Origin of the sequence: Vibrio sp. Y51_MX_L26 (genome assembly GCF_024181935.1) — a bacterium.
GTDB lineage: Bacteria > Pseudomonadota > Gammaproteobacteria > Enterobacterales > Vibrionaceae > Vibrio > Vibrio diabolicus.
This window is the reverse complement of sequence record NZ_JAMZAS010000002.1, coordinates 169,738-187,998: the sequence shown is the minus strand read 5'-3', so window position 1 is coordinate 187,998 and position 18,261 is coordinate 169,738. Positions and strand designations below refer to the sequence as shown.

Annotated in this window: 19 protein-coding genes; 1 reads left to right on the top strand and 18 read right to left on the bottom strand. The window is 44.6% G+C overall.

Going from position 1 to position 18,261, the window contains the following annotated elements; translation table 11 throughout:
- Positions 1–316 precede the first annotated feature (316 nt).
- Positions 317–2,737, bottom strand: coding sequence for an ATP-binding protein (locus NL645_RS07010; RefSeq protein WP_199803844.1), 2,421 nt, complete (start codon positions 2,735–2,737; stop codon positions 317–319).
- A 53-nt stretch (positions 2,738–2,790) separates the two neighbouring features.
- Between NL645_RS07010 and NL645_RS07005 the strand changes: the two genes are divergently transcribed.
- On the top strand, positions 2,791–3,402 hold the full coding sequence (locus tag NL645_RS07005; RefSeq protein WP_005390772.1) for a YecA family protein: 612 nt from the start codon (positions 2,791–2,793) through the stop codon (positions 3,400–3,402).
- A 73-nt stretch (positions 3,403–3,475) separates the two neighbouring features.
- On the opposite strand, the gene NL645_RS07000 is transcribed toward NL645_RS07005, so the two are convergent.
- The 17 genes from NL645_RS07000 to ruvB form a co-directional block, all read right to left on the bottom strand.
- On the bottom strand, positions 3,476–4,642 hold the full coding sequence (locus NL645_RS07000; protein WP_253651471.1) for a glutathionylspermidine synthase family protein: 1,167 nt from the start codon (positions 4,640–4,642) through the stop codon (positions 3,476–3,478).
- A gap of 8 nt (positions 4,643–4,650) precedes the next feature.
- The gene (locus NL645_RS06995; protein WP_005390768.1) at positions 4,651–5,220 is read right to left on the bottom strand and encodes a DUF1190 domain-containing protein; all 570 of its coding nucleotides are present in this window, start codon (positions 5,218–5,220) and stop codon (positions 4,651–4,653) included.
- Positions 5,221–5,228: 8 nt separating this feature from the next.
- Entirely contained in the window at positions 5,229–5,645 is a 417-nt protein-coding gene (locus NL645_RS06990; protein WP_005390766.1) for a DUF350 domain-containing protein, read from the bottom strand.
- Complete coding sequence (locus tag NL645_RS06985; RefSeq protein ID WP_253651470.1) at positions 5,645–6,688, bottom strand: potassium channel family protein; 1,044 nt, start codon at positions 6,686–6,688, stop codon at positions 5,645–5,647. Before NL645_RS06985 ends, NL645_RS06990 begins: the two co-directional genes overlap by 1 nt.
- A 118-nt stretch (positions 6,689–6,806) precedes the next feature.
- A complete protein-coding gene (gene nadA, locus NL645_RS06980) occupies positions 6,807–7,868 on the bottom strand; it encodes a quinolinate synthase NadA (protein ID WP_005390762.1) in 1,062 nt (353 codons plus the stop codon).
- A gap of 253 nt (positions 7,869–8,121) precedes the next feature.
- Positions 8,122–8,874 carry a tol-pal system protein YbgF gene (ybgF, locus tag NL645_RS06975; RefSeq protein ID WP_047008561.1) on the bottom strand — a complete coding sequence of 251 codons (753 nt, stop codon included), beginning with the start codon at positions 8,872–8,874 and terminating at the stop codon, positions 8,122–8,124.
- 15 nt (positions 8,875–8,889) lie between these two features.
- Entirely contained in the window at positions 8,890–9,414 is a 525-nt protein-coding gene (pal, locus tag NL645_RS06970; RefSeq protein ID WP_005378293.1) for a peptidoglycan-associated lipoprotein Pal, read from the bottom strand.
- 30 nt (positions 9,415–9,444) lie between these two features.
- Positions 9,445–10,797: a Tol-Pal system beta propeller repeat protein TolB gene (gene tolB / locus NL645_RS06965; protein WP_005390758.1), complete on the bottom strand. Its 1,353-nt coding sequence runs from the start codon at positions 10,795–10,797 to the stop codon at positions 9,445–9,447.
- Positions 10,798–10,809: 12 nt separating this feature from the next.
- Positions 10,810–11,877 carry a cell envelope integrity protein TolA gene (tolA, locus tag NL645_RS06960; protein WP_253651469.1) on the bottom strand — a complete coding sequence of 356 codons (1,068 nt, stop codon included), beginning with the start codon at positions 11,875–11,877 and terminating at the stop codon, positions 10,810–10,812.
- Between the two features lie 13 nt (positions 11,878–11,890).
- Positions 11,891–12,334: an ExbD/TolR family protein gene (locus tag NL645_RS06955; protein ID WP_253651468.1), complete on the bottom strand. Its 444-nt coding sequence runs from the start codon at positions 12,332–12,334 to the stop codon at positions 11,891–11,893.
- 3 nt (positions 12,335–12,337) lie between these two features.
- On the bottom strand, positions 12,338–13,036 hold the full coding sequence (gene tolQ, locus NL645_RS06950) for a protein TolQ (protein ID WP_005378301.1): 699 nt from the start codon (positions 13,034–13,036) through the stop codon (positions 12,338–12,340).
- Positions 13,026–13,445: a tol-pal system-associated acyl-CoA thioesterase gene (gene ybgC, locus NL645_RS06945; protein ID WP_243327126.1), complete on the bottom strand. Its 420-nt coding sequence runs from the start codon at positions 13,443–13,445 to the stop codon at positions 13,026–13,028. The genes tolQ and ybgC overlap by 11 nt, the downstream gene beginning before the upstream one ends.
- 172 nt (positions 13,446–13,617) lie before the next feature.
- Positions 13,618–13,920 carry a cyd operon protein YbgE gene (gene ybgE / locus NL645_RS06940; protein WP_041852976.1) on the bottom strand — a complete coding sequence of 101 codons (303 nt, stop codon included), beginning with the start codon at positions 13,918–13,920 and terminating at the stop codon, positions 13,618–13,620.
- The gene (gene cydX / locus NL645_RS06935) at positions 13,913–14,020 is read right to left on the bottom strand and encodes a cytochrome bd-I oxidase subunit CydX (RefSeq protein WP_000270284.1); all 108 of its coding nucleotides are present in this window, start codon (positions 14,018–14,020) and stop codon (positions 13,913–13,915) included. Before cydX ends, ybgE begins: the two co-directional genes overlap by 8 nt.
- Before the next feature lie 12 nt (positions 14,021–14,032).
- Positions 14,033–15,169 carry a cytochrome d ubiquinol oxidase subunit II gene (gene cydB, locus NL645_RS06930; RefSeq protein ID WP_253651467.1) on the bottom strand — a complete coding sequence of 379 codons (1,137 nt, stop codon included), beginning with the start codon at positions 15,167–15,169 and terminating at the stop codon, positions 14,033–14,035.
- A gap of 17 nt (positions 15,170–15,186) precedes the next feature.
- Positions 15,187–16,773 (bottom strand): cytochrome ubiquinol oxidase subunit I, encoded by a 1,587-nt coding sequence (cydA, locus tag NL645_RS06925; protein WP_012841977.1) that lies wholly within the window; start codon positions 16,771–16,773, stop codon positions 15,187–15,189.
- Positions 16,774–17,234: 461 nt separating this feature from the next.
- Positions 17,235–18,239 (bottom strand): Holliday junction branch migration DNA helicase RuvB, encoded by a 1,005-nt coding sequence (gene ruvB / locus NL645_RS06920; RefSeq protein WP_164666256.1) that lies wholly within the window; start codon positions 18,237–18,239, stop codon positions 17,235–17,237.
- Between the last annotated feature and the right edge of the window lie 22 nt (positions 18,240–18,261).

The window sequence follows — 18,261 nt, the reverse complement described above, 5'->3', positions numbered from 1 at the left end:
AAAATGGCGTAAAAATGGTAGAAAAATACGGATTTAACTTACACAAAAAGTGGGATAAGTGATTGTTTGGATGGAAGGTTAGGATAAAGTTCGGGGAATAAACGATCATTCTAATAACTTATGCTACTGAGTTGTAAAAATTCAGAGTATTCCCGATGTGAGCGCAACTTAGAGCCGCACCGTTTCTCTTATGACAGAATCCAACAGCAGCGCTAAGCTCATTGAAAGTAAGGAAAAAACAGACGATTCAGCTAAGGTTAGGTATGAAGAGTAAAGACAATTCATGATTGCGTTGAATCGCGCTATATGGATTAAGCTATGATGATGCGAGCAAGAGCGTTAATGTGTCGATATCATCTTGGTTTGGAGACTGCTGACGCTTTAAGTTACGCCTTATTCGCTCGGCAACTAAAGAAACGTCTTTATTAGCATCTGGGGTGACTTGAGCAATAATCGCTGAAATAGCCTCTAGCGCTTCGTTGAGATGACCATTATCTAGAGCAACATAGAAGTTTAGTAGCCACTTTTCCGCATCAAGGATATCCGTTGTATTATCACCAAAGTCCGACTGGTATTGGTATAACCGTGCTGCATGGAGATATAACGCATCATTTAATTCAGACTCCACAATTGGTTTCGCAATTATGTGGTCGGCTCCTACATTTATCATGCGCTCTTGTGTTTCTTTGAATACATCCGCTGTGCAGCCAAAGATCAGTACCGACTTTACAGGCGAACTCATCGCTCGAATGGCTGATATCGCCCCAACACCATCAAGAACAGGCATATGATTGTCCATTAATATCAAATCAAATGACTGAACGGCCACCTCATCGACGGCAAGCTGACCATTTTCAACACTTGTGCACTCAAAGCCTTTGGCTCTTAGGAAAGTTTCCATAATGATCGCATTTGTTCGGTTGTCTTCGACAATGAGCGCTTTCAAACCTTTGCAATTCAGCTTATGTGCATTGACTGCTTCCACTTTCCCTGGCTCACAAGGCGTAAGCGCGATCTCGACGGTAAAGGTTGTCCCGACATTCTCTTGACTCTGCACAATCACATGCCCTCCCATATGCTCGGCAATTTCTTTTACTATCGCCAAACCAAGCCCTGTACCACCAAACCGCCTAGTCGTCGAGGACTCCGCTTGTTCAAAAGGACGGAAAATGCGTTTTTGCGCTTCTTGAGAAATACCGATACCCGTATCTTTCACCGCGAGAATAAGCTTGGTACCTGCCTTGCTCGATTTCTCGGTCAGCTCTACCTCTACGATGCCCCGGTCGGTGAACTTGACAGCGTTGTTTAGTAGGTTAAACAATACTTGGCGCAGACGGGCTTTGTCATTGTTGTACCAGCGCCCTGTTGGTAAATGAGACACGACTCTAAAACGAAGGCCTTTTTCTGCACATAGTGTTTGATAAACACTTTTTATGCTGCCGATGATCGACTCAATGGGGAAAGGCGTATTTTCGAATTCAACATGTCCTTGCTCAATTTTTGAGTAATCTAAAATCTCATTAAGTAACGTCATCATATGATCACCTGAGTCATAAAGTGTTCTCAGGTGCTTACGTTGATCATCGGTGAGTGGCGTTTTTAACAATATCTGAGCGGTTCCTAATACACCGTTCATTGGCGTACGAATCTCATGGGATAATGTGGCTAAAAATGCCGTTTTAGCGTTTGTCGAAGCCTGGGCTTTTATTCTCTCTTGCTCTAGATAGATGGTTTTTTCATTGAACTTCTCGATGAGCTGTCCAATTTCATCTTCGCTATCGTAATCAATGTCTATGATCCCGCCAGTTTTCGAGTCATCAATCTTAGCCGCAATACGGACAATCGGTTCGACAATGTAACGATTCAGCAAGTAATACCCGACCAGTACACACAAGAGTAAGAAGGGAATGATCCTCCCCTCAACACTCATGACTTGTTCAAACACTTGATCGGCTACTTTAGCTTTCGCGTTGACAACTTCCATGCGCCAATCGAACTCTCCAAAATCAAGCTCACTGACATAAATTTCGTCTGTTAGTTGGAAGTTGTGCTCAATAATCACGTTCGAGTCAGCATCGCGAACCACCACACCTAAAGAGTGCAGGTTCGTGTGCTCTCGAATAAACTGAAAAAGTGCATCAAGCGATAAGTCTACCGTTACAACGCCAGCGAATTGACCGTTTTGATAATATGGGGAAGACGCAGTAATCATCTGAACCTGAGTAAAAGTGTCGATATAAACCGTAGACCAACTCACAGAACCAACTGGCGCGTCAGCAGCTGCCTTATACCATGGTTCATTATCATAGCCGCCAGATTCAGGATTATTGTAGGAGTGAATTTGGTCAATACCGCCATCACTGTTTTTGTTGAAGAATAGGCTTTTATATCGCCATTGTTCAGCTTTGAGTTCTGGTTTAGGCCATACGCCACCACTGACGAGCATCTCATCACTCAATTGGAGAATATGCGGAATTGTCGTGTTGAGAGATTGAATTTTTTCAGTCCCCTGGGCGAGTCCTGCTAGGCTGCTCAATACACCAGTAGAGCTAAGGAGAGGCTCTTTAATCTCTAGTGCAAGCAGTTGGGTGCGTAACTCTAGGTTTTGCTCCAGCTTTTGCCTAACCGGAGGCTCGACAACCAAATAGGCAACAGAACCAATCGTTGCGATAAAGAAACACAGGTACAGTGTCAGGGCGAGAATGCTTTTTTTTCTAAGTGATGAGCGAATTTCCATAGATGTCTGTGAATCATTCCCTAATATCGATTTATCACAAATTGATTGGTAAGATGAGCGCAATCAACCAGCCCATTAACAAATGGTATTCTATTTTGAAACTACAAGACATCCTTTCTCTCCCAGAACTTGACGGTAAACTACTAAACCTAGCAAAAACTCAAGGCTTTGTAACAGCGATGGCTGCAGCGCCAAACGTATTAATGCCTCAAGAGTGGTTGCCATTCTTATGGGGTGGTGAAGAAACAGCGCCATTTACTGACGGTGAGCAATTAGAGCAATACATTGATGAGATTGTACAAATGTGGAACCAAACTCGTCCTGCTCTTCTAGAAGGATCTTGGCAGTGGCCTGAAGGATGCGCGTTAGATGAACAAGATATTGTAACAAGCCAGACCCGTGATTTCTGTGAAGGTGTATTACAAGGTTGGCAACTTGCTCGTGATGACTGGGAAACGCTAATGCCAGAGGACAGCGAAGATAATGCTCTGCTCGGCGGTGTTTTGCTTTCTCTTACGATGCTTTACGATCCAGAAACGACCATTGAAACGTTGGCAGAACAAGGCATGGAAGGCTTAGAACAGTTTGAAGAGATCTTCAATGCCATGCCAGTGATGCTATGTGGTCTTACTCAGCGCGGTGTTGCATTAGCTGAAGAACAATAAGACACAACGCTGTCGACCATCAAGATTGAACCGCTGAATAGACAAAAGCTCTCTGGATGGAGAGCTTTTTTGATCATGTTAAAATCACATGTGGAATATATCGCGCCATATCTTGCGTGACTAAGCTAGTGTCTTCCCGAATCGAAATCCCAGCGGCTCTATCGTTGACTAGCCAGCTGCCAATTAACGTATGGCTTTGCCCAAACTTGGGTAACGGACGATACTGCTGGACGATATTGAATTTAGATTCATAAGGCCCTGCCGTTTTGAGTATGCGTTTCCCACCTTTGACGATCTCAATATTTGCGCCTTCTCGAGAGAATAGTGGTTTGATTACATAGTCTTTCAAACCGTTCGCTTTTGAATCGTTAGCAAAATAGGCAGGTAAAAGATTAGGATGATTCGGAAAGCGCTCCCACAATAACGGTAAAAGTGCTTTGTTGGATAGAATCGACTTCCACATGGGTTCTAACCAATTCACTTTCGCGGTCGCTAAGTATTTCGCATATTCCTCTTCAAACATAAACTCCCACGGATAAAGCTTGAACATCCAACGAATCGCTCTGTCATCTGCATCCACGAACTGACCATCTTCCGTCGCACCAATATCTTCGACATAAACAAACGCCGTCGCTAACCCAGCTTCGCGCGCGCAATCTTCTAAATACTGGACAGTCCCTTTATCTTCTTCAGTGTATTTGCAGCAGCTAAAGTGAAGGGTTTGCCCGGGTTGATATTTGGCTATCTCGGAAAAACGCTCAATCAAAAAATCTTGAAGAATGTTGAATTGATCCGCGCTCTGGTGAATTAGACCTTTATTTACAACATCCTCTAACCACACCCACTGCCAAAAACCCGTTTCAAACAGGCTGGTCGGCGTATCCGCATTGTTTTCCAGTAACTTAGCTGGCGGAGTTCCGTTGTATGCAAAATCCAGACGCGAATAGAGCGAGGGTTCATTTCGGTGCCACGAAGAAGCGACCTGCTCCCACATAAATTCAGGGATCGCACATTGCGTCAGCAACCGCTCACTACGAACCACCTCGTCCACAATAGCCAGACACATCTGATGCAGCTCTTCAGTGGGTGCTTCAATATCGTTCTCTATTTGCTCAAGCGTGAATTGATAGTAAGCACTCTCATCCCAATACGGTTGGTCATACATGGAATGGAAGCCAAAACCAAACTGGCGTGCTAACTCACGCCAGTTTTCTCGTTCTTGTATTTCTCGTCGAAACATAGTGCTTATTAACCGCCTCGGCTGACCGATACCGCTTTACCAAACCCGCCTCGAGACATTGCTCTACCAATAGTTCCGCCACCACGTTTATTTAGGTTACTGGTCGCAACCTTCGTCGGCTGATTACGATAGGAACCAAAAAATTGTCCGGCACCATTATAGAATTTGGATTTATAGCGATACATTGGTTCAGAGTAATAGCTCTTGTTGTAACCTTTCAAACCGCTCAGTGCTCGACTGTAAAAGAAGCCCCCAAAGTGAGGCACATAAGCTCGGGAACTGGAACTGTAGTAACAATCGTCTTCGTAAAAATCATTTTCACATTCGAACTCATTGTTGTAGCGAGGGGCATTTCGTTCGGCGCGAGCCAAAGCTTCTTGATAAGCAATGTCACACTGCTCACTGAACTCTGGCGAGTTTGATTTGCATTCATCAGCGTCAGAAAAAATGTAGCCTTCGGTTTTCGATTCTTGTGTCGCAAAGAAGAAAATACCGCCAAAAGCAGCAAAGGGAATAATTTTCCCAAGCTTTAAACTTTTGTCCATGGAAGAACGTTTAACGTTAGAACTCCGCTTCATCGTCCCTCCTAGTACGTCATACAAGCGGCATTTAATACACCGACCGATATAGAAACAGCCGCTAATACAATACCGGCAGGCAGCTCATCTTTTTCGATACGCTCAGTCACTTTTGGAAGTAAAACAAAACGTACAATCGCAAATGCAATGATCTGCGCCAGCATTGCAACAACGCCCCACACCATAAAATCGACAATGTTGACTGAGTTTTTTGCAGCCCCCGAAATCGCAATACAATAACCAAGAAATGCGCCACTTAGTGCAATCGCTGCCGCTGTATTTTGCTTTTCTTTGATCAGGTGCCATTCATCGTAAGGCGTAAGCTTGACGTAGATGAACTTAAACGCCAAAACGAAAATAATAGAAACAGAAAAATAGAGTAAAAAATTGGGAAAACCTGCTAACAGGTCAGCAATCATGTGCATTATTGTTCCTTGTTCATTTCTTTCCATGCAAAATCTTCAATACGTTCATCTGCAATGTAAAACAGCTTGGTACTCGGTGGTACTTCTGCACCTAAATCTGGGTTGAGTTGGATACCATGGCCAATGTCAAAAGCAATTAGCGTGGCATGATGACGCCTTTTGAGAAAAACGAAGAGACTCTCAACAGTAGTTACTGGCAGCCTTTCAGGATAAATGACCGAGTATTGAGTCATACCTCGTGTTGAAGCTAATAGCTCTTGGTGAAGTGCACTTGAGCCCGGATCTACCGCCGCTTTTGCCAGCATTTCCGCGCCAACTGCAGGTATGCATTCCGCTTTCGGACAATGTTGACTTAAAAGACGGCCTAACGCCTCATCTTTAAAGTAAGCGACCAAATGTGCGGAAGGATTCACAGAAGCACAGTACAGCGCGGCTGACAGCGTGATATCGTCCGATAGGTTATCAACAATAACGCAAGCTGCTTCAGCAATATTGGCGTTTTTCATCTCTTGTGAATCCGTGTAACTGGTCACTTTGATAAAACTGATCTCGCCTGGCAACGGGTTTTCTATTTCTGAACGGCTGCACAAAACAATCGGACGCTTCCCCTCTTCTTCATGTTGTAACATGCGAATAAGGTGCATCGTTCTCGATCCATTCCAACCCAACAATACAATATGGTTTTCCACTCTTACTCTCCGTTTTCCTAAAATACCCGCTCTCCAGTAATCCATCGCTGCTCCAGCGACACGTCCCAATAATGCAGCGAATAGGCTCAAACCGCCTGGGATCACAAACAGAACAACAACCCATTTACCCAAATCTGTCACTGGAGAATGATCGCCATAACCCACCGTACTCGCCGTAACCATAAGGTAATAGATAAAGTTAGAGAAGTTGTCTGTTAATGCGGTTTCACCAGCGAGAACGAGCAGTCCCCATGAAAGGCTCACATATAAGCCACTAAAGATGAGAAGACTTCGGTTGCTCAATTTAAAAAGGTGTGAACTAAGCCACTTTTTAACTACTAACCACACCGCCATAAATTTATAACCTCGATATTCATTGATTGCATCAATAGTAACTCATTGATAGTAAGACACAAAAAAACCAGCCATATTCGGCTGGTTTTTGAGATTTACTTTCAGTTACGCCTACTTTTTAAGCATTACCTTTCACTTGCATATTTAGCTGCTCAGCAAAGTCCAACATACGATTTAACGGAATGAGCGATTTAACACGCAATTCTTCATCAACAAAGATCTCGTGTTCTTCACCGCCTTCGCTAAGCGCTTTCTCTATCGCTTTCAAACCGTTCATTGCCATCCAAGGACAGTGTGCGCAGCTGCGACATGTTGCGCCAGCACCTGCGGTTGGCGCTTCGATAAGTTCTTTCTCTGGCACAAGTTGCTGCATTTTAAAGAAAATGCCTTTATCTGTCGCAACGATCATTTGTTTATGAGGAAGCGCTTTCGCTGCTTTGATCAACTGACTCGTCGAGCCAACGGCATCGGCAAGTTCTACGACACTTGCTGGTGATTCAGGGTGAACCAAAATAGCCGCATCTGGATACACGCTCTTCATTTTGCGTAGCGCATCAGCTGAAAACTCATCATGAACCACACACTCACCTTGCCATAGCAGCATGTCTGCGCCAGTTTTATTAGCGATGTACGATCCTAAGTGACGGTCCGGTCCCCAAATAATTGGCTTATCTTCAGCGTCTAAGTGTTCCACGATTTCAAGCGCAATGCTTGATGTAACGACCCAATCGGCACGAGCTTTAACAGCAGCAGACGTATTTGCATAAACCACAACCGTGTGATCAGGGTGAGCATCACAGAACTCACTGAACTTATCCGCTGGACAGCCAAGATCGAGCGAACATTCCGCTTCCAACGTTGGCATTAGAATTCGCTTTTCTGGTGTTAGGATTTTGGCCGACTCGCCCATAAAGCGAACACCGCCAATGATCAGTGTGCTTGCAGGATGACGATTACCAAACTTCGCCATTTCCAACGAGTCACCAACAAAACCACCCGTTTCTTCCGCTAGGGCTTGAATCTCAGGATCGGTATAATAGTGTGCGATAAGTACCGCATCCTTTTCTTTTAGCAGCTTTTTAATGCGCTCAATGTAAGACGCTTTTTCTTCTTCGCTTAATGGAACTGGCTTCGGTGGGAATGGGTAAACAGTGTCGATTTTATCTAATATATGGCTCATTGCTCTTGCTCTACGCAACTTCCTTTAATCCGAGTATTGTAACCTCGTTAATTTTCAAAAACCAACTTGTCGCGGGGATTTCTAGCTATCTAGCCGTATATCTTTGTTACAGGTAGCATTTCTGATTGAAAGAATCCGTTGCAAGATGGGGGTAAAAGGCTCGATGCCATTCCTCTCGATTTATTCGATCACCACCGATAAAGAAACGGAAAAGAAAAAGGAAGCCGAAGCTTCCTTTTTAAAACATAACGTCTTACAGCTTAGAGCTGGCAAGTTTTGCAGATGCACTACCTGGGTATTCATCAACCACTTGTTGGTAGTACTTTTTCGCTTGAGCTGCATTGTTATTACGCTCAGCGATTTCACCTAACTTGAGCAAAGCATCGGCTCGCTTATTGGAGTCTTTATAAGACACCACCGCAGCAAAGCTCTTTACAGCATCTTTGTCCTGCTTCTTAGCGAAGTACAATTGGCCTAGCCAATAGTGAGAATTCGCTGAGTATGTGGAGTCAGGATAATCTTTCTGGAACTGCTGGAACGCTGCAATTGCGCCAGTGTAGTCACGTTTCTTGAGAATGAGGTCGACTGCATTTTGGTATGCCGTTTGCTCATCAACATTTGGTGTGTACTGACCACCTGTTTTAGCCGGTTTCGCATCTTGCGCAGGCGCGGATTTGATTTCTCCACGCACACGATCTAGCTCGACAAACAACTCTCGTTGACGTTGCAACATTTGCTTCATTTCGTAGCTATTTCGCTCTAATTGACCACGTAATTCACTGATCTCTTGTGACATTTGGTCAATTTGCTGTTGCATTTGGAGCTGAACGCGATTGCGGTTTTGTAGCAAGCGCTCTAGACGCTCTACTTCCGTTTCAGATGAACGGCTCTTAGAGACGGATGATGTGCTGTTGAGATCGGATACTGGAGCTGGTGCAGCGAACGCAAAGTTCGCTGCACTTGCCAGTAACGTAAGCGCAACAGCGCGCTTAGTGTTACTGAACATGAGGATTACCTCGAATTAGTATACTAGAACCGCGCGACGGTTCTTAGCGTAAACTTCATCTGATTGACCTAGAAGAAGTGGCTTCTCTTCACCGTAGCTAACGATTGAGATTTGGTCAGCTTGAACACCTAGTGCTTGTAGGTAGTTCGCTACTGCTTGTGCACGACGCTCACCTAGAGCGATGTTGTACTCAGGAGTACCACGCTCATCAGCGTGACCTTCGATAGTTACGTTAAGTGCTGGGTTCTTGCTTAGGTAAGAAGCGTGAGCTGCAAGCATCTCTTCGTAATCTGCTGCAATTGTTGAGTTATCAAAAGCAAAGTAGATTGTTTGAGTTTCGCGTAGCGCTTGCTCTTTTAGCTCTTGCTCTGTTAGCTGACCGCTTTGATCAATTGGCGTAGCTACTGTTGTTTCAACTGCGCCATTGTTGTTTGTTGCTGCACCAGTGTTAGAAGCAGCGTCGTCGCTTGAACTACACGCTGTAACAGCCATTACAGGAAGCGCGATTAGTAGCCCTTTTAGAACCTTGTTCAGTTGCATCTTATTTTCCTTTATTAATCAAACTTATTACTACAAAAACGGTGACCATGCAGGCGCTCTAACACGCCCATTTGTTGCCGGTAATCTAGCTTTGAATCGACCATCAATTGACACCATCGATAGTACGTTTTTCTTGTTGTAAATCGAGCTATACACAACCATGCCACCGTTTGGGGCAATACTAGGAGACTCATCAAGCAAGGTCTTAGTTAAGACTTGAAGAGCACCAGTTTCCAAATCTTGTTTCGCCAAGTTAAATCCTGCGTTGCTGCGGTTCACCATTACTAGGAATCGCCCATCAGGAGTAATCTGGCCACCCAAATTTTGGCTGCCTTGCCAAGTCAAACGGTCAATAGAACCGCTGCCCAAATTTACTTGATAAATCTGTGGTTTACCACCCCTATCCGATGTGAAAATCAACGATTTTCCATCCGGATGCCAGAACGGTTCCGTATTATTTGATCTGCCACGCGTAATTTGCGTCAGCTTACGAGTGTTAAGGTCAAATGTATAAACATGAAGCGAGCCTGTCTTAGAGAGAACAATCGCTAACTTGTTGCCATCAGGCGAAAATCTTGGCGCACCATTATGACGTGGGTATGAAGTAATCTTCTCACGCTCACCGGTGTAGATGTTCATGATAAAGATTTCTGCTTGACCATTTTGGAAGCTAACATACGCAAGCTTTTTACCATCTGGCGACCATGCTGGTGACATTAATGGTTGCTTAGAACGTAAAACCAAGCGCTCGTTGTAGCCATCGTAATCAGCCACACGAAGTTGGTAAGGGAAACGGTCTTTATCATTCACCACCACGTATGCAATACGGGTCATGAAGGCACCACGGTCACCCGTTAACTGCTCATACACCAAATCAGAGATGCGGTGAGCGTACTCACGCATGCGAGGGCCTTGAACGGTCGCGACCTTATTGAACAGCACATGATCTTTTGACAGTACTAATTCGCCATCGCTACCAAGCGCTTTACTTTTCCCGCCCGTTAGCTGGCCACGCACAATATCAACAAGTTGGTAGTTGATAACGTAATCACCTTGAGCATTTTGTTTGATTGAGCCAGTCAGCAGAGCATCTACACCTAAATTAGTCCAGGCATCAAAATTGACTTCTGATTCACTGAACGGAGTTTGTGGCATCTTGCTCGTTGGAACGGGGCTGAACTTACCACTGCGTTGCAAATCCGAGGCAATAACAGCAGAAATATCCGTTGGAAGCGCTTGAGTGCCCTCCCACTTAAACGGAACAACAGCAATTGGTCGTGCTGAATCAATACCATCGGTAATGACCAACTCTAATGCGGCATTCGCCACATTTGTCATACTGCTAAACAGTACAAACATTCCTAGTAAAAGGCGTCTAATCACGTCTTATTCCTTTTAGTCCAAAGCAACAGTTATATTGATGTCTTTTAGTCTTTCGTTTACCGCAGCTTCTGAAGATTTAGGGAACGTCCCTACCTGAGCTATCGCTCGCTTCGCCGCTGCACATACTCGAGTATCGCCACTCAAAACGGTAACACCAGAGACCATCATATCAGTTCCTGTCGGAATCAATTTGATGTTTACCCTACACTCCTTTCCCAGCAAGTAGTCATCCTTAATCAACTTTTGCTGAATATTTTGAGTATAGATGGATGACATTCGAGAAAGTTCGTCGTCAATAAATTGATTTCGAGCAGCACTATTTTTACTAACCTCATCCTCAAGGCCCGCAAAAATATCATCTAGCGCGGCTTCTTGCGCTTTACGCTCGCGCTCCGCACGTTCTGCAGCTTCTCTCGCTTTGCGCTCTCGCTCTGCCGCTTCTTTTGCCGCTTTCTCTTTTGCAATGCGCGCTTTTTCAGCTTTTTCAGCGGCTTCACGCTCACGACGTGCTTTTTCTTCCGCTTCTTTTGCTGCCTTTTCACGAGCTAGACGTTCTTGCTCAGCTTTTGCTATAGCCGCTTCTTTTGCTAAACGCTCCTGCTCAGCTTTACGCACAGCTTCTTCTTTTGCCTTACGCTCTTTCTCTAGCTTAGCAGCTCGCTCTTTTTCTTTGCGAACGCGTTCTTCTTCCTGCTTGCGCTCTTGCTCTTTTTTCTTACGTGCAGCTTCTGCTTCTCGTGCCGCTTGAGCATCTTTCGCTTGCTGTTCTTTCAACTTGCGAATTTGCTCTTCTTCAGCTTTACGGTTTTTTTCTAGCTGCTCTGCTTCGCGTCTCAATTTATCAAGACGCTCTTGTTCTTTTTTTGCTGCCTTTTCGCGTTGCTGGCGAATTTCTTTCGCTTGTTGCTGCACAAGTTTTGGATCGATGACAACAGCTTGAACCATTTGCCCTGTAGGCTCTGGTTTAGACATGTTGAAGTCCGTCCCCCAAAGCAGGGCTGCAACGAGAATTGCATGCAAACCAACCGATATCGCTATCGGTTTGGCGTATTGGTTGGGTTTCTTCTTGTGATCTTTCATAGATAATTGATGTCTATTCGCTGATATCGGTCATTAGACCTACCTTAGGGATACCAGCTCGACTTAGTTCATCCAGCAATAGCACAACATCGGCATATGGTGTTGCCGCGTCGCCACCTACCGCAACTGGTGAATCTGGCTTAACCTCTCGCTCCGCTTTCACTCGCACAATAACATCTTGCAACGACAAACCTCGTTGAACTTCTTCATCGTTTACGCTTAGGCCTAAATTACCCTCGCTATCAATTTCGATGATGATAAAACTACTGTCAGTTTCGCCAGCAAGGTCTTGCATAGATTCAGCGGTCGATGTTTTCGGAAGATCAACATCGACGCCTTGAGTCACAAATGGAGCGGTAGCCATAAAAATGATCAACAGTACGAGCATTACGTCAATGTACGGAACAACGTTGATCTCCGCTGTCATTTTTCGCTTTTTAGGTTGATAACCCGCCATGCTTTATTCCTTATCCGCGCTGTCTCGGCCAGCCATCGCTTGACGATGAAGGATGCTGTGGAATTCTTCAGAAAATGTTGCGTAAGTGTGCTCTAGTTTGCTCACTTTATTGCTTAGGCGGTTGTAGGCCATTACAGCCGGGATAGCCGCAAATAGACCCATCGCTGTCGCGATCAATGCCTCGGCGATACCCGGTGCAACCATAGACAACGTAGCTTGTTTTACTTCACCCAACGCAATAAAAGCGTGCATGATGCCCCAAACGGTACCAAATAGGCCGATGTAAGGACTGATAGAACCGACTGTCGCTAAGAACGGTAAGCTTGTTTCTAGTTCATCAACTTCACGAGAGACAGCAACGCGCATTGCGCGGCCAGTGCCTTCCATGATGTACGCTGGTGAGTTTGCGTTGCTCTTACGTAGACGAGCAAACTCCGTGAAACCTGCGTAAAAAATTTCTTCTGTGCCTTCAATTTCGTCTTTACGCGCTTTTACTTTTTGGTAAAGCTGAGAAAGATCAGTACCCGACCAGAATTTGTCTTCAAACTGCTCTGCATTCTTTGAGGCTTGAGAAAGCACTTTGCTGCGCTTGATGATCATTGCCCATGACACAATTGACATACCAAGCAACGTCAGCATCACAAGCTTTACCAACAGACTAGCCTGAAGAAAGAGATCTAAAATGGAAATATCAGCAGTCACTATTTGTTAGCTCCGAATTTATAAAGGTTGGAATAGCTATTGGTTTCATTTTCTTATTATCGATACATGCTACCTTAACAGAGGCCTTGCACAATATCTTGCCTTGATCATTGACCAACTCTTGACAGAATTGCAGGGAAGCACGTTTTATTTCTGACACTCGGGTTAATACTGTCAAATGCTCGTCCAGCCTTGCCCCTTGGTTGAAATCAATATCCATGTGTCGGACAACAAAGCCGATATTTTGTTCCAGTAACACATGTTGAGAAATGCCTTTGGCACGTAACATTTCTGTCCGCGCGCGCTCAAAGAATTTTAGATAATTAGAATGATATACAACGCCGCCCGCATCGGTGTCTTCATAGTACACGGTGATCGGCCAGCGAAAGAGATTTGATGTGCCTAGCAAGGGAGTCCCAATATATTCAATTCTTTAAAGTAATTACTATAACTGAAGCGACAGCAATTGGTACCGAGCTAAGGGAATATTTTTGAAATTTGTAGAAAAAATAAAAGCTAGGCGAAATACCTAGCTTTTATTCGATGATTTAGTAACCGACTTTATTACAGCGTATTTCAGCCTAAAAGAAATAAAGTGCCGTTAAATAAATTAAGATAGCTAACGAAAAGTAGGGACTAAACAAAGCTTGCCAGTACCAGTTTCTCGGTTTGAAGCCCACACCGTAAACCATGCTTGAGCATACAGACCAAATCAGTGCTGGTGCGATGATTGAGTTAAAACCACCAATTGCTTGATGGTAAGCTTCAGGATCCCACATCACCAATCCTACATGCATAAAGCCAAGGATGAGAGATAAGACTCTTAACAGAGTCTTATCCATCGGAGCGTGAAGTTGCGCTACCTTATCAGCGAGATTACTCACTGTCTTTGTCCATCATTTCTGAGTGCTCTAACCAAAGAGCGTTGATGATACCGAATGCACAAGCAAGTAGTACACCTAGAATCCATGCGAAATACCACATAGTAAATGCTCCTTAGTAAAGTGAGTTTTTGTTGTCTTCAATGTACTGATCATCAAGGCGACCAAACATCTTGTAGTAAGTCCAAGACGTGTAACCAAGGATGATTGGCACCATAACAAACGCAACGCCTGTCATTAGGTTCAGAGTCAGTTCAGATGACGTTGCATCCCACATTGTTAAGCTGTGGCTTGGCATTAAGTCTGAAGGCATGATGAATGGGAACATCGCAAAACCTGCAGTAAAGATAACGCCAGCAACACCCAGACTTGAAGTAATGAACGAAATCGCACATTTTTCAAGACGAGATGCCAATACGGCAAGAAGCGGCATTGCGACACCTAGTACAGGAGCAGCCCATAGTAGTGGGTAGTTTTCAAAATTCTTCATCCACGCACCAGCTTCACGGATTACCTCTTTGTTTAGAGGGTTAGAAGCTGCATTACTGTCGATACCGCCAACAATGACGTAACCATCAATATTTTGGATCCAGAAACCAGCCGCTACAAACGCTGCAACCGTCAGTAAACCAGCCAACTGAGCAACGTTGCGAGCACGCACATGCACTTCGCCCGTTGTTTTCATTTGTAGCCAAGTCGAACCTTGCATCAAAATCATGAACAAACTAACTAAGCCACACAGCAGTGCAAATGGGTTTAGAAGACCAAAGAATGAGCCATGGTATGTTGGCATCAAGAACTCACTCAATTGGAATGGTACACCCTGTAGTAGGTTGCCAAACGCTACACCAAAGATGATTGGTGGAACAAAACCACTGATTGAGATACAGATATCCCAGGTATTGCGCCATTTTGGATCTTCAATTTTAGAGCGGTAGTCTAGGCCCAGAGGACGAAGCCATAGCGCTGCTAGTGTCAAAATCATCGCTAAGTAGAAGCCTGAAAATGACGTTGCGTAAACCAAAGGCCAAGCTGCAAACAATGCACCACCAGCAGTGATAAGCCAAACTTGGTTACCATCCCAGTGAGGGGCAATTGAGTTAATCATGACGCGACGTTGCGTGTCGTTTTTACCGATAATAGGTACAAGCGCGCCTACACCCATATCGAAACCGTCTGTTACTGCAAAACCAACTAGTAGAACACCGATTAGTACCCACCAGATGAGTCGCAAGATTTCGTAATCAAACATCTTGTTATCTCCTTACCTTACGCTTCTACTTGGCGACTAACTTTGTCTTCAACAGAGTCAGCATTTTGCTCGAAGTGGTAGCGACCCGTTTTCAGGCTGCTTGGGCCTTTACGAGCGAATTTCAACATTAGGTAAACTTCTGCAACCAGGAATACCGTGTATAGCGCCAGAATTGCGAAGAGTGAAGTCCAGATTTCGCCAGCAGTTAGTGCAGAAGCTGCAACGTGCACTGGTAAAATTTCACCAACAGCCCATGGCTGACGACCGTACTCAGCGACGAACCAACCCGCTTCAATCGCAATCCACGGTAGTGGGATGCTGAATAGTGCAGCTTTAAGAATCCATTGTTTCTGTTCGATCTTCTGACGACACGTTTGAATAAATGCCGCACCGAAAACGAATAGCATGATGAAACCACAAGCAACCATGATACGGAATGACCAGAATAGCGGCCATACTGTTGGGATTGAGTCATCCGCAGCAGCTTGGATTTGCTCTTCTGTCGCATCAACAACATTGTCTGTGTAGCGTTTTAGAAGTAGACCGTAACCTAGGTCACCCTTCACTTCATCAAACGCAGTCATGTTTTCTTCTGACTTGTCACCTGCGCGAAGCTTCTCTAGAAGTTCATAAGCGTACATACCGTCACGAATACGATCGACGTGCTCATCACGTAGGTCACGAAGACCTGTTACTTGCTCATCAAAAGAACGTGTCGCGATGATACCCATTACGTAAGGGATCTTGATTGCGTAATCTGTGTGCATGGTTTCTTGGTTAGGAACACCAAACAACGTAAACGCTGCTGGAGCTGGTTCTGTGTGCCACTCTGCTTCAATTGCAGCAAGCTTCACTTTTTGAACTTCACCAAGCTCGTAGCCAGATTCATCGCCAAGAACGATGGTAGATAAGATAGCCGCAATACCGAAAGAAGCAGCGATGGCAAATGAACGACGAGCAAACGCAATGTCACGACCTTTTAATAGGTAGTATGAACTGATGCCTAGAATAAACATTGCGCCACAAGTGTAACCAGAAGCAACCGTATGCACGAACTTAACCTGAGCTACTGGGTTTAGTACAACCTCAGAGAAGCTCACCATTTCCATTCGCATGGTTTCGAAGTTGAAGTCCGCGCCTACTGGGTTTTGCATCCAGCCGTTTGCGATAAGAATCCAAAGTGCAGAGAAGTTAGAGCCCAGCGCCACAAGCCAGGTAACCGCTAAGTGTTGACGTTTAGATAGACGATCCCACCCGAAGAAGAATAGACCAACAAAAGTTGACTCCAGGAAGAATGCGACAAGGGCTTCGATCGCTAGCGGCGCACCGAAGATGTCACCTACATAGTGGGAGTAGTAAGACCAGTTCGTACCAAACTGGAATTCCATGGTAAGGCCTGTCGCCACACCAAGTGCAAAGTTAATACCGAATAGCTTACCCCAGAACTTGGTCATGTCCTTGTAGATTTGCTTGTTCGTCATTACGTACATCGATTCCATAATGGCCAGAAGGAAGGCCATACCAAGGGTCAATGGTACGAATAGGAAGTGATACATCGCTGTCAGTGCAAACTGCAACCGCGATAGATCAACTACGTCAATCATGGTAACTCCTATGTGTCGGCTGAATGACACTCTCTACATATTGCAATCCATATTCAAGTGTTATTTACACTTGAAAAATGTTGAATTATCACAACTCATTGTTGCAAAAATGTGCTTCATTGGTTAGTTAATTGTTAAGCATCAGCTAATATAGCTAGGGCTAATATTACTTGTAAAAACAGATTGTTTCAAAAGGTTTATAGCCGGAATGCGCTTTGATATACGTCAATGTTTATGCGCGGAATTTGAACAAAAATCCATCACATTGATCCAGATCAACCAGTATTAGATACGGATGTTAAGAGAGAGTAATCAGGAGAGAAATTAACCAGTTGCGAGCAAACATAGAGTTAACAATCAATGCTTTTTACTTACTAAACTGGTATGAGAAGAAATTCAAAAAATGTGAGTTTGGTCAACTTTAATGAAGCGCTGGGCCGCAAAGGCCCAGCGCGGGAATCTTATTTTTCAATTCCGAAATGCAAATACGCACGATCTGTCGCGATTCTTCCACGTGGAGTGCGTTGTAAATAACCTTGCTGAATAAGATAAGGCTCAAGAACGTCTTCGATAGTATCCTTTTCTTCACCTATCGCTGCCGCCATGTTATCGAGTCCGACCGGACCACCACCAAATTTCTCCATAATTGCGAGTAGCAGTTTGCGGTCCATATAATCGAAACCTTCGGCGTCCACATCAAGCATATTCAGCGCTTTGTCGGCAACCTTTGCACAAATGTGACCATTTCCTTTCACTTCCGCATAATCGCGAACACGACGTAGTAGGCGGTTAGCAATACGTGGTGTGCCACGTGCACGTCTTGCCACTTCCAAGGCGCCTTCAGGTTCCATTGACAAACCTAAACAATCCGCGCTGCGCTGCACAATATCTTGTAGGTCTTTTATCTTATAAAACTCAAGACGCTGAGTAATACCAAAACGGTCTCGTAATGGTGACGTTAAAGAGCCCGCTCGGGTCGTTGCACCAATCAAAGTAAACGGCGGCAAATCGATCTTAATAGAACGAGCGGCCGGACCTTCACCGATCATAATATCCAGTTGATAATCTTCCATCGCCGGATACAGAACCTCTTCAACCATCGGGCTTAAGCGGTGAATTTCATCAATAAATAGAACGTCATTTTCTTCTAGGTTGGTTAGTAACGCGGCTAAATCGCCTGCTTTTTCAAGAACTGGCCCTGAAGTAGTACGGATGTTTACTTCCATCTCGTTGGCGACAATATTTGCTAGCGTGGTTTTACCCAAACCCGGAGGGCCAAAAATTAACAGGTGATCAAGAGCTTCACTACGTAACTGAGCAGCTTTGATGAAGATCTCCATTTGGTCACGAACGTGGTCCTGACCTTGGTAATCCGCCAACTTCTTTGGTCGAATAGCACGATCAATGACATCTTCATCACGAAAGGCAGGGTTTTCTGGAGCGATTAAACGATCGGCTTCAATCATCTTTTTACCTTGAAAAATGGTT

Excerpts from the sequence above, each read along its gene's own strand:
- cydA (WP_012841977.1), bottom strand. The coding sequence starts at position 16,773 with ATGATTGACGTAGTTGATCTATCGCGGTTGCAGTTTGCACTGACAGCG.
- ybgF (WP_047008561.1), bottom strand. The coding sequence starts at position 8,874 with ATGTTCAGTAACACTAAGCGCGCTGTTGCGCTTACGTTACTGGCAAGT.
- tolA (WP_253651469.1), bottom strand. The coding sequence starts at position 11,877 with ATGAAAGATCACAAGAAGAAACCCAACCAATACGCCAAACCGATAGCG.
- NL645_RS06995 (WP_005390768.1), bottom strand. The coding sequence starts at position 5,220 with ATGAAGCGGAGTTCTAACGTTAAACGTTCTTCCATGGACAAAAGTTTA.
- NL645_RS07010 (WP_199803844.1), bottom strand. The coding sequence starts at position 2,737 with ATGGAAATTCGCTCATCACTTAGAAAAAAAAGCATTCTCGCCCTGACA.
- NL645_RS07005 (WP_005390772.1), top strand. The coding sequence starts at position 2,791 with ATGAGCGCAATCAACCAGCCCATTAACAAATGGTATTCTATTTTGAAA.
- cydB (WP_253651467.1), bottom strand. The coding sequence starts at position 15,169 with ATGTTTGATTACGAAATCTTGCGACTCATCTGGTGGGTACTAATCGGT.
- NL645_RS06985 (WP_253651470.1), bottom strand. The coding sequence starts at position 6,688 with ATGGCGGTGTGGTTAGTAGTTAAAAAGTGGCTTAGTTCACACCTTTTT.
- cydX (WP_000270284.1), bottom strand. The coding sequence starts at position 14,020 with ATGTGGTATTTCGCATGGATTCTAGGTGTACTACTTGCTTGTGCATTC.
- pal (WP_005378293.1), bottom strand. The coding sequence starts at position 9,414 with ATGCAACTGAACAAGGTTCTAAAAGGGCTACTAATCGCGCTTCCTGTA.
- ruvB (WP_164666256.1), bottom strand. The coding sequence starts at position 18,239 with ATGATTGAAGCCGATCGTTTAATCGCTCCAGAAAACCCTGCCTTTCGT.
- NL645_RS06955 (WP_253651468.1), bottom strand. The coding sequence starts at position 12,334 with ATGGCGGGTTATCAACCTAAAAAGCGAAAAATGACAGCGGAGATCAAC.
- NL645_RS06990 (WP_005390766.1), bottom strand. The coding sequence starts at position 5,645 with ATGCACATGATTGCTGACCTGTTAGCAGGTTTTCCCAATTTTTTACTC.
- NL645_RS07000 (WP_253651471.1), bottom strand. The coding sequence starts at position 4,642 with ATGTTTCGACGAGAAATACAAGAACGAGAAAACTGGCGTGAGTTAGCA.
- nadA (WP_005390762.1), bottom strand. The coding sequence starts at position 7,868 with ATGAGCCATATATTAGATAAAATCGACACTGTTTACCCATTCCCACCG.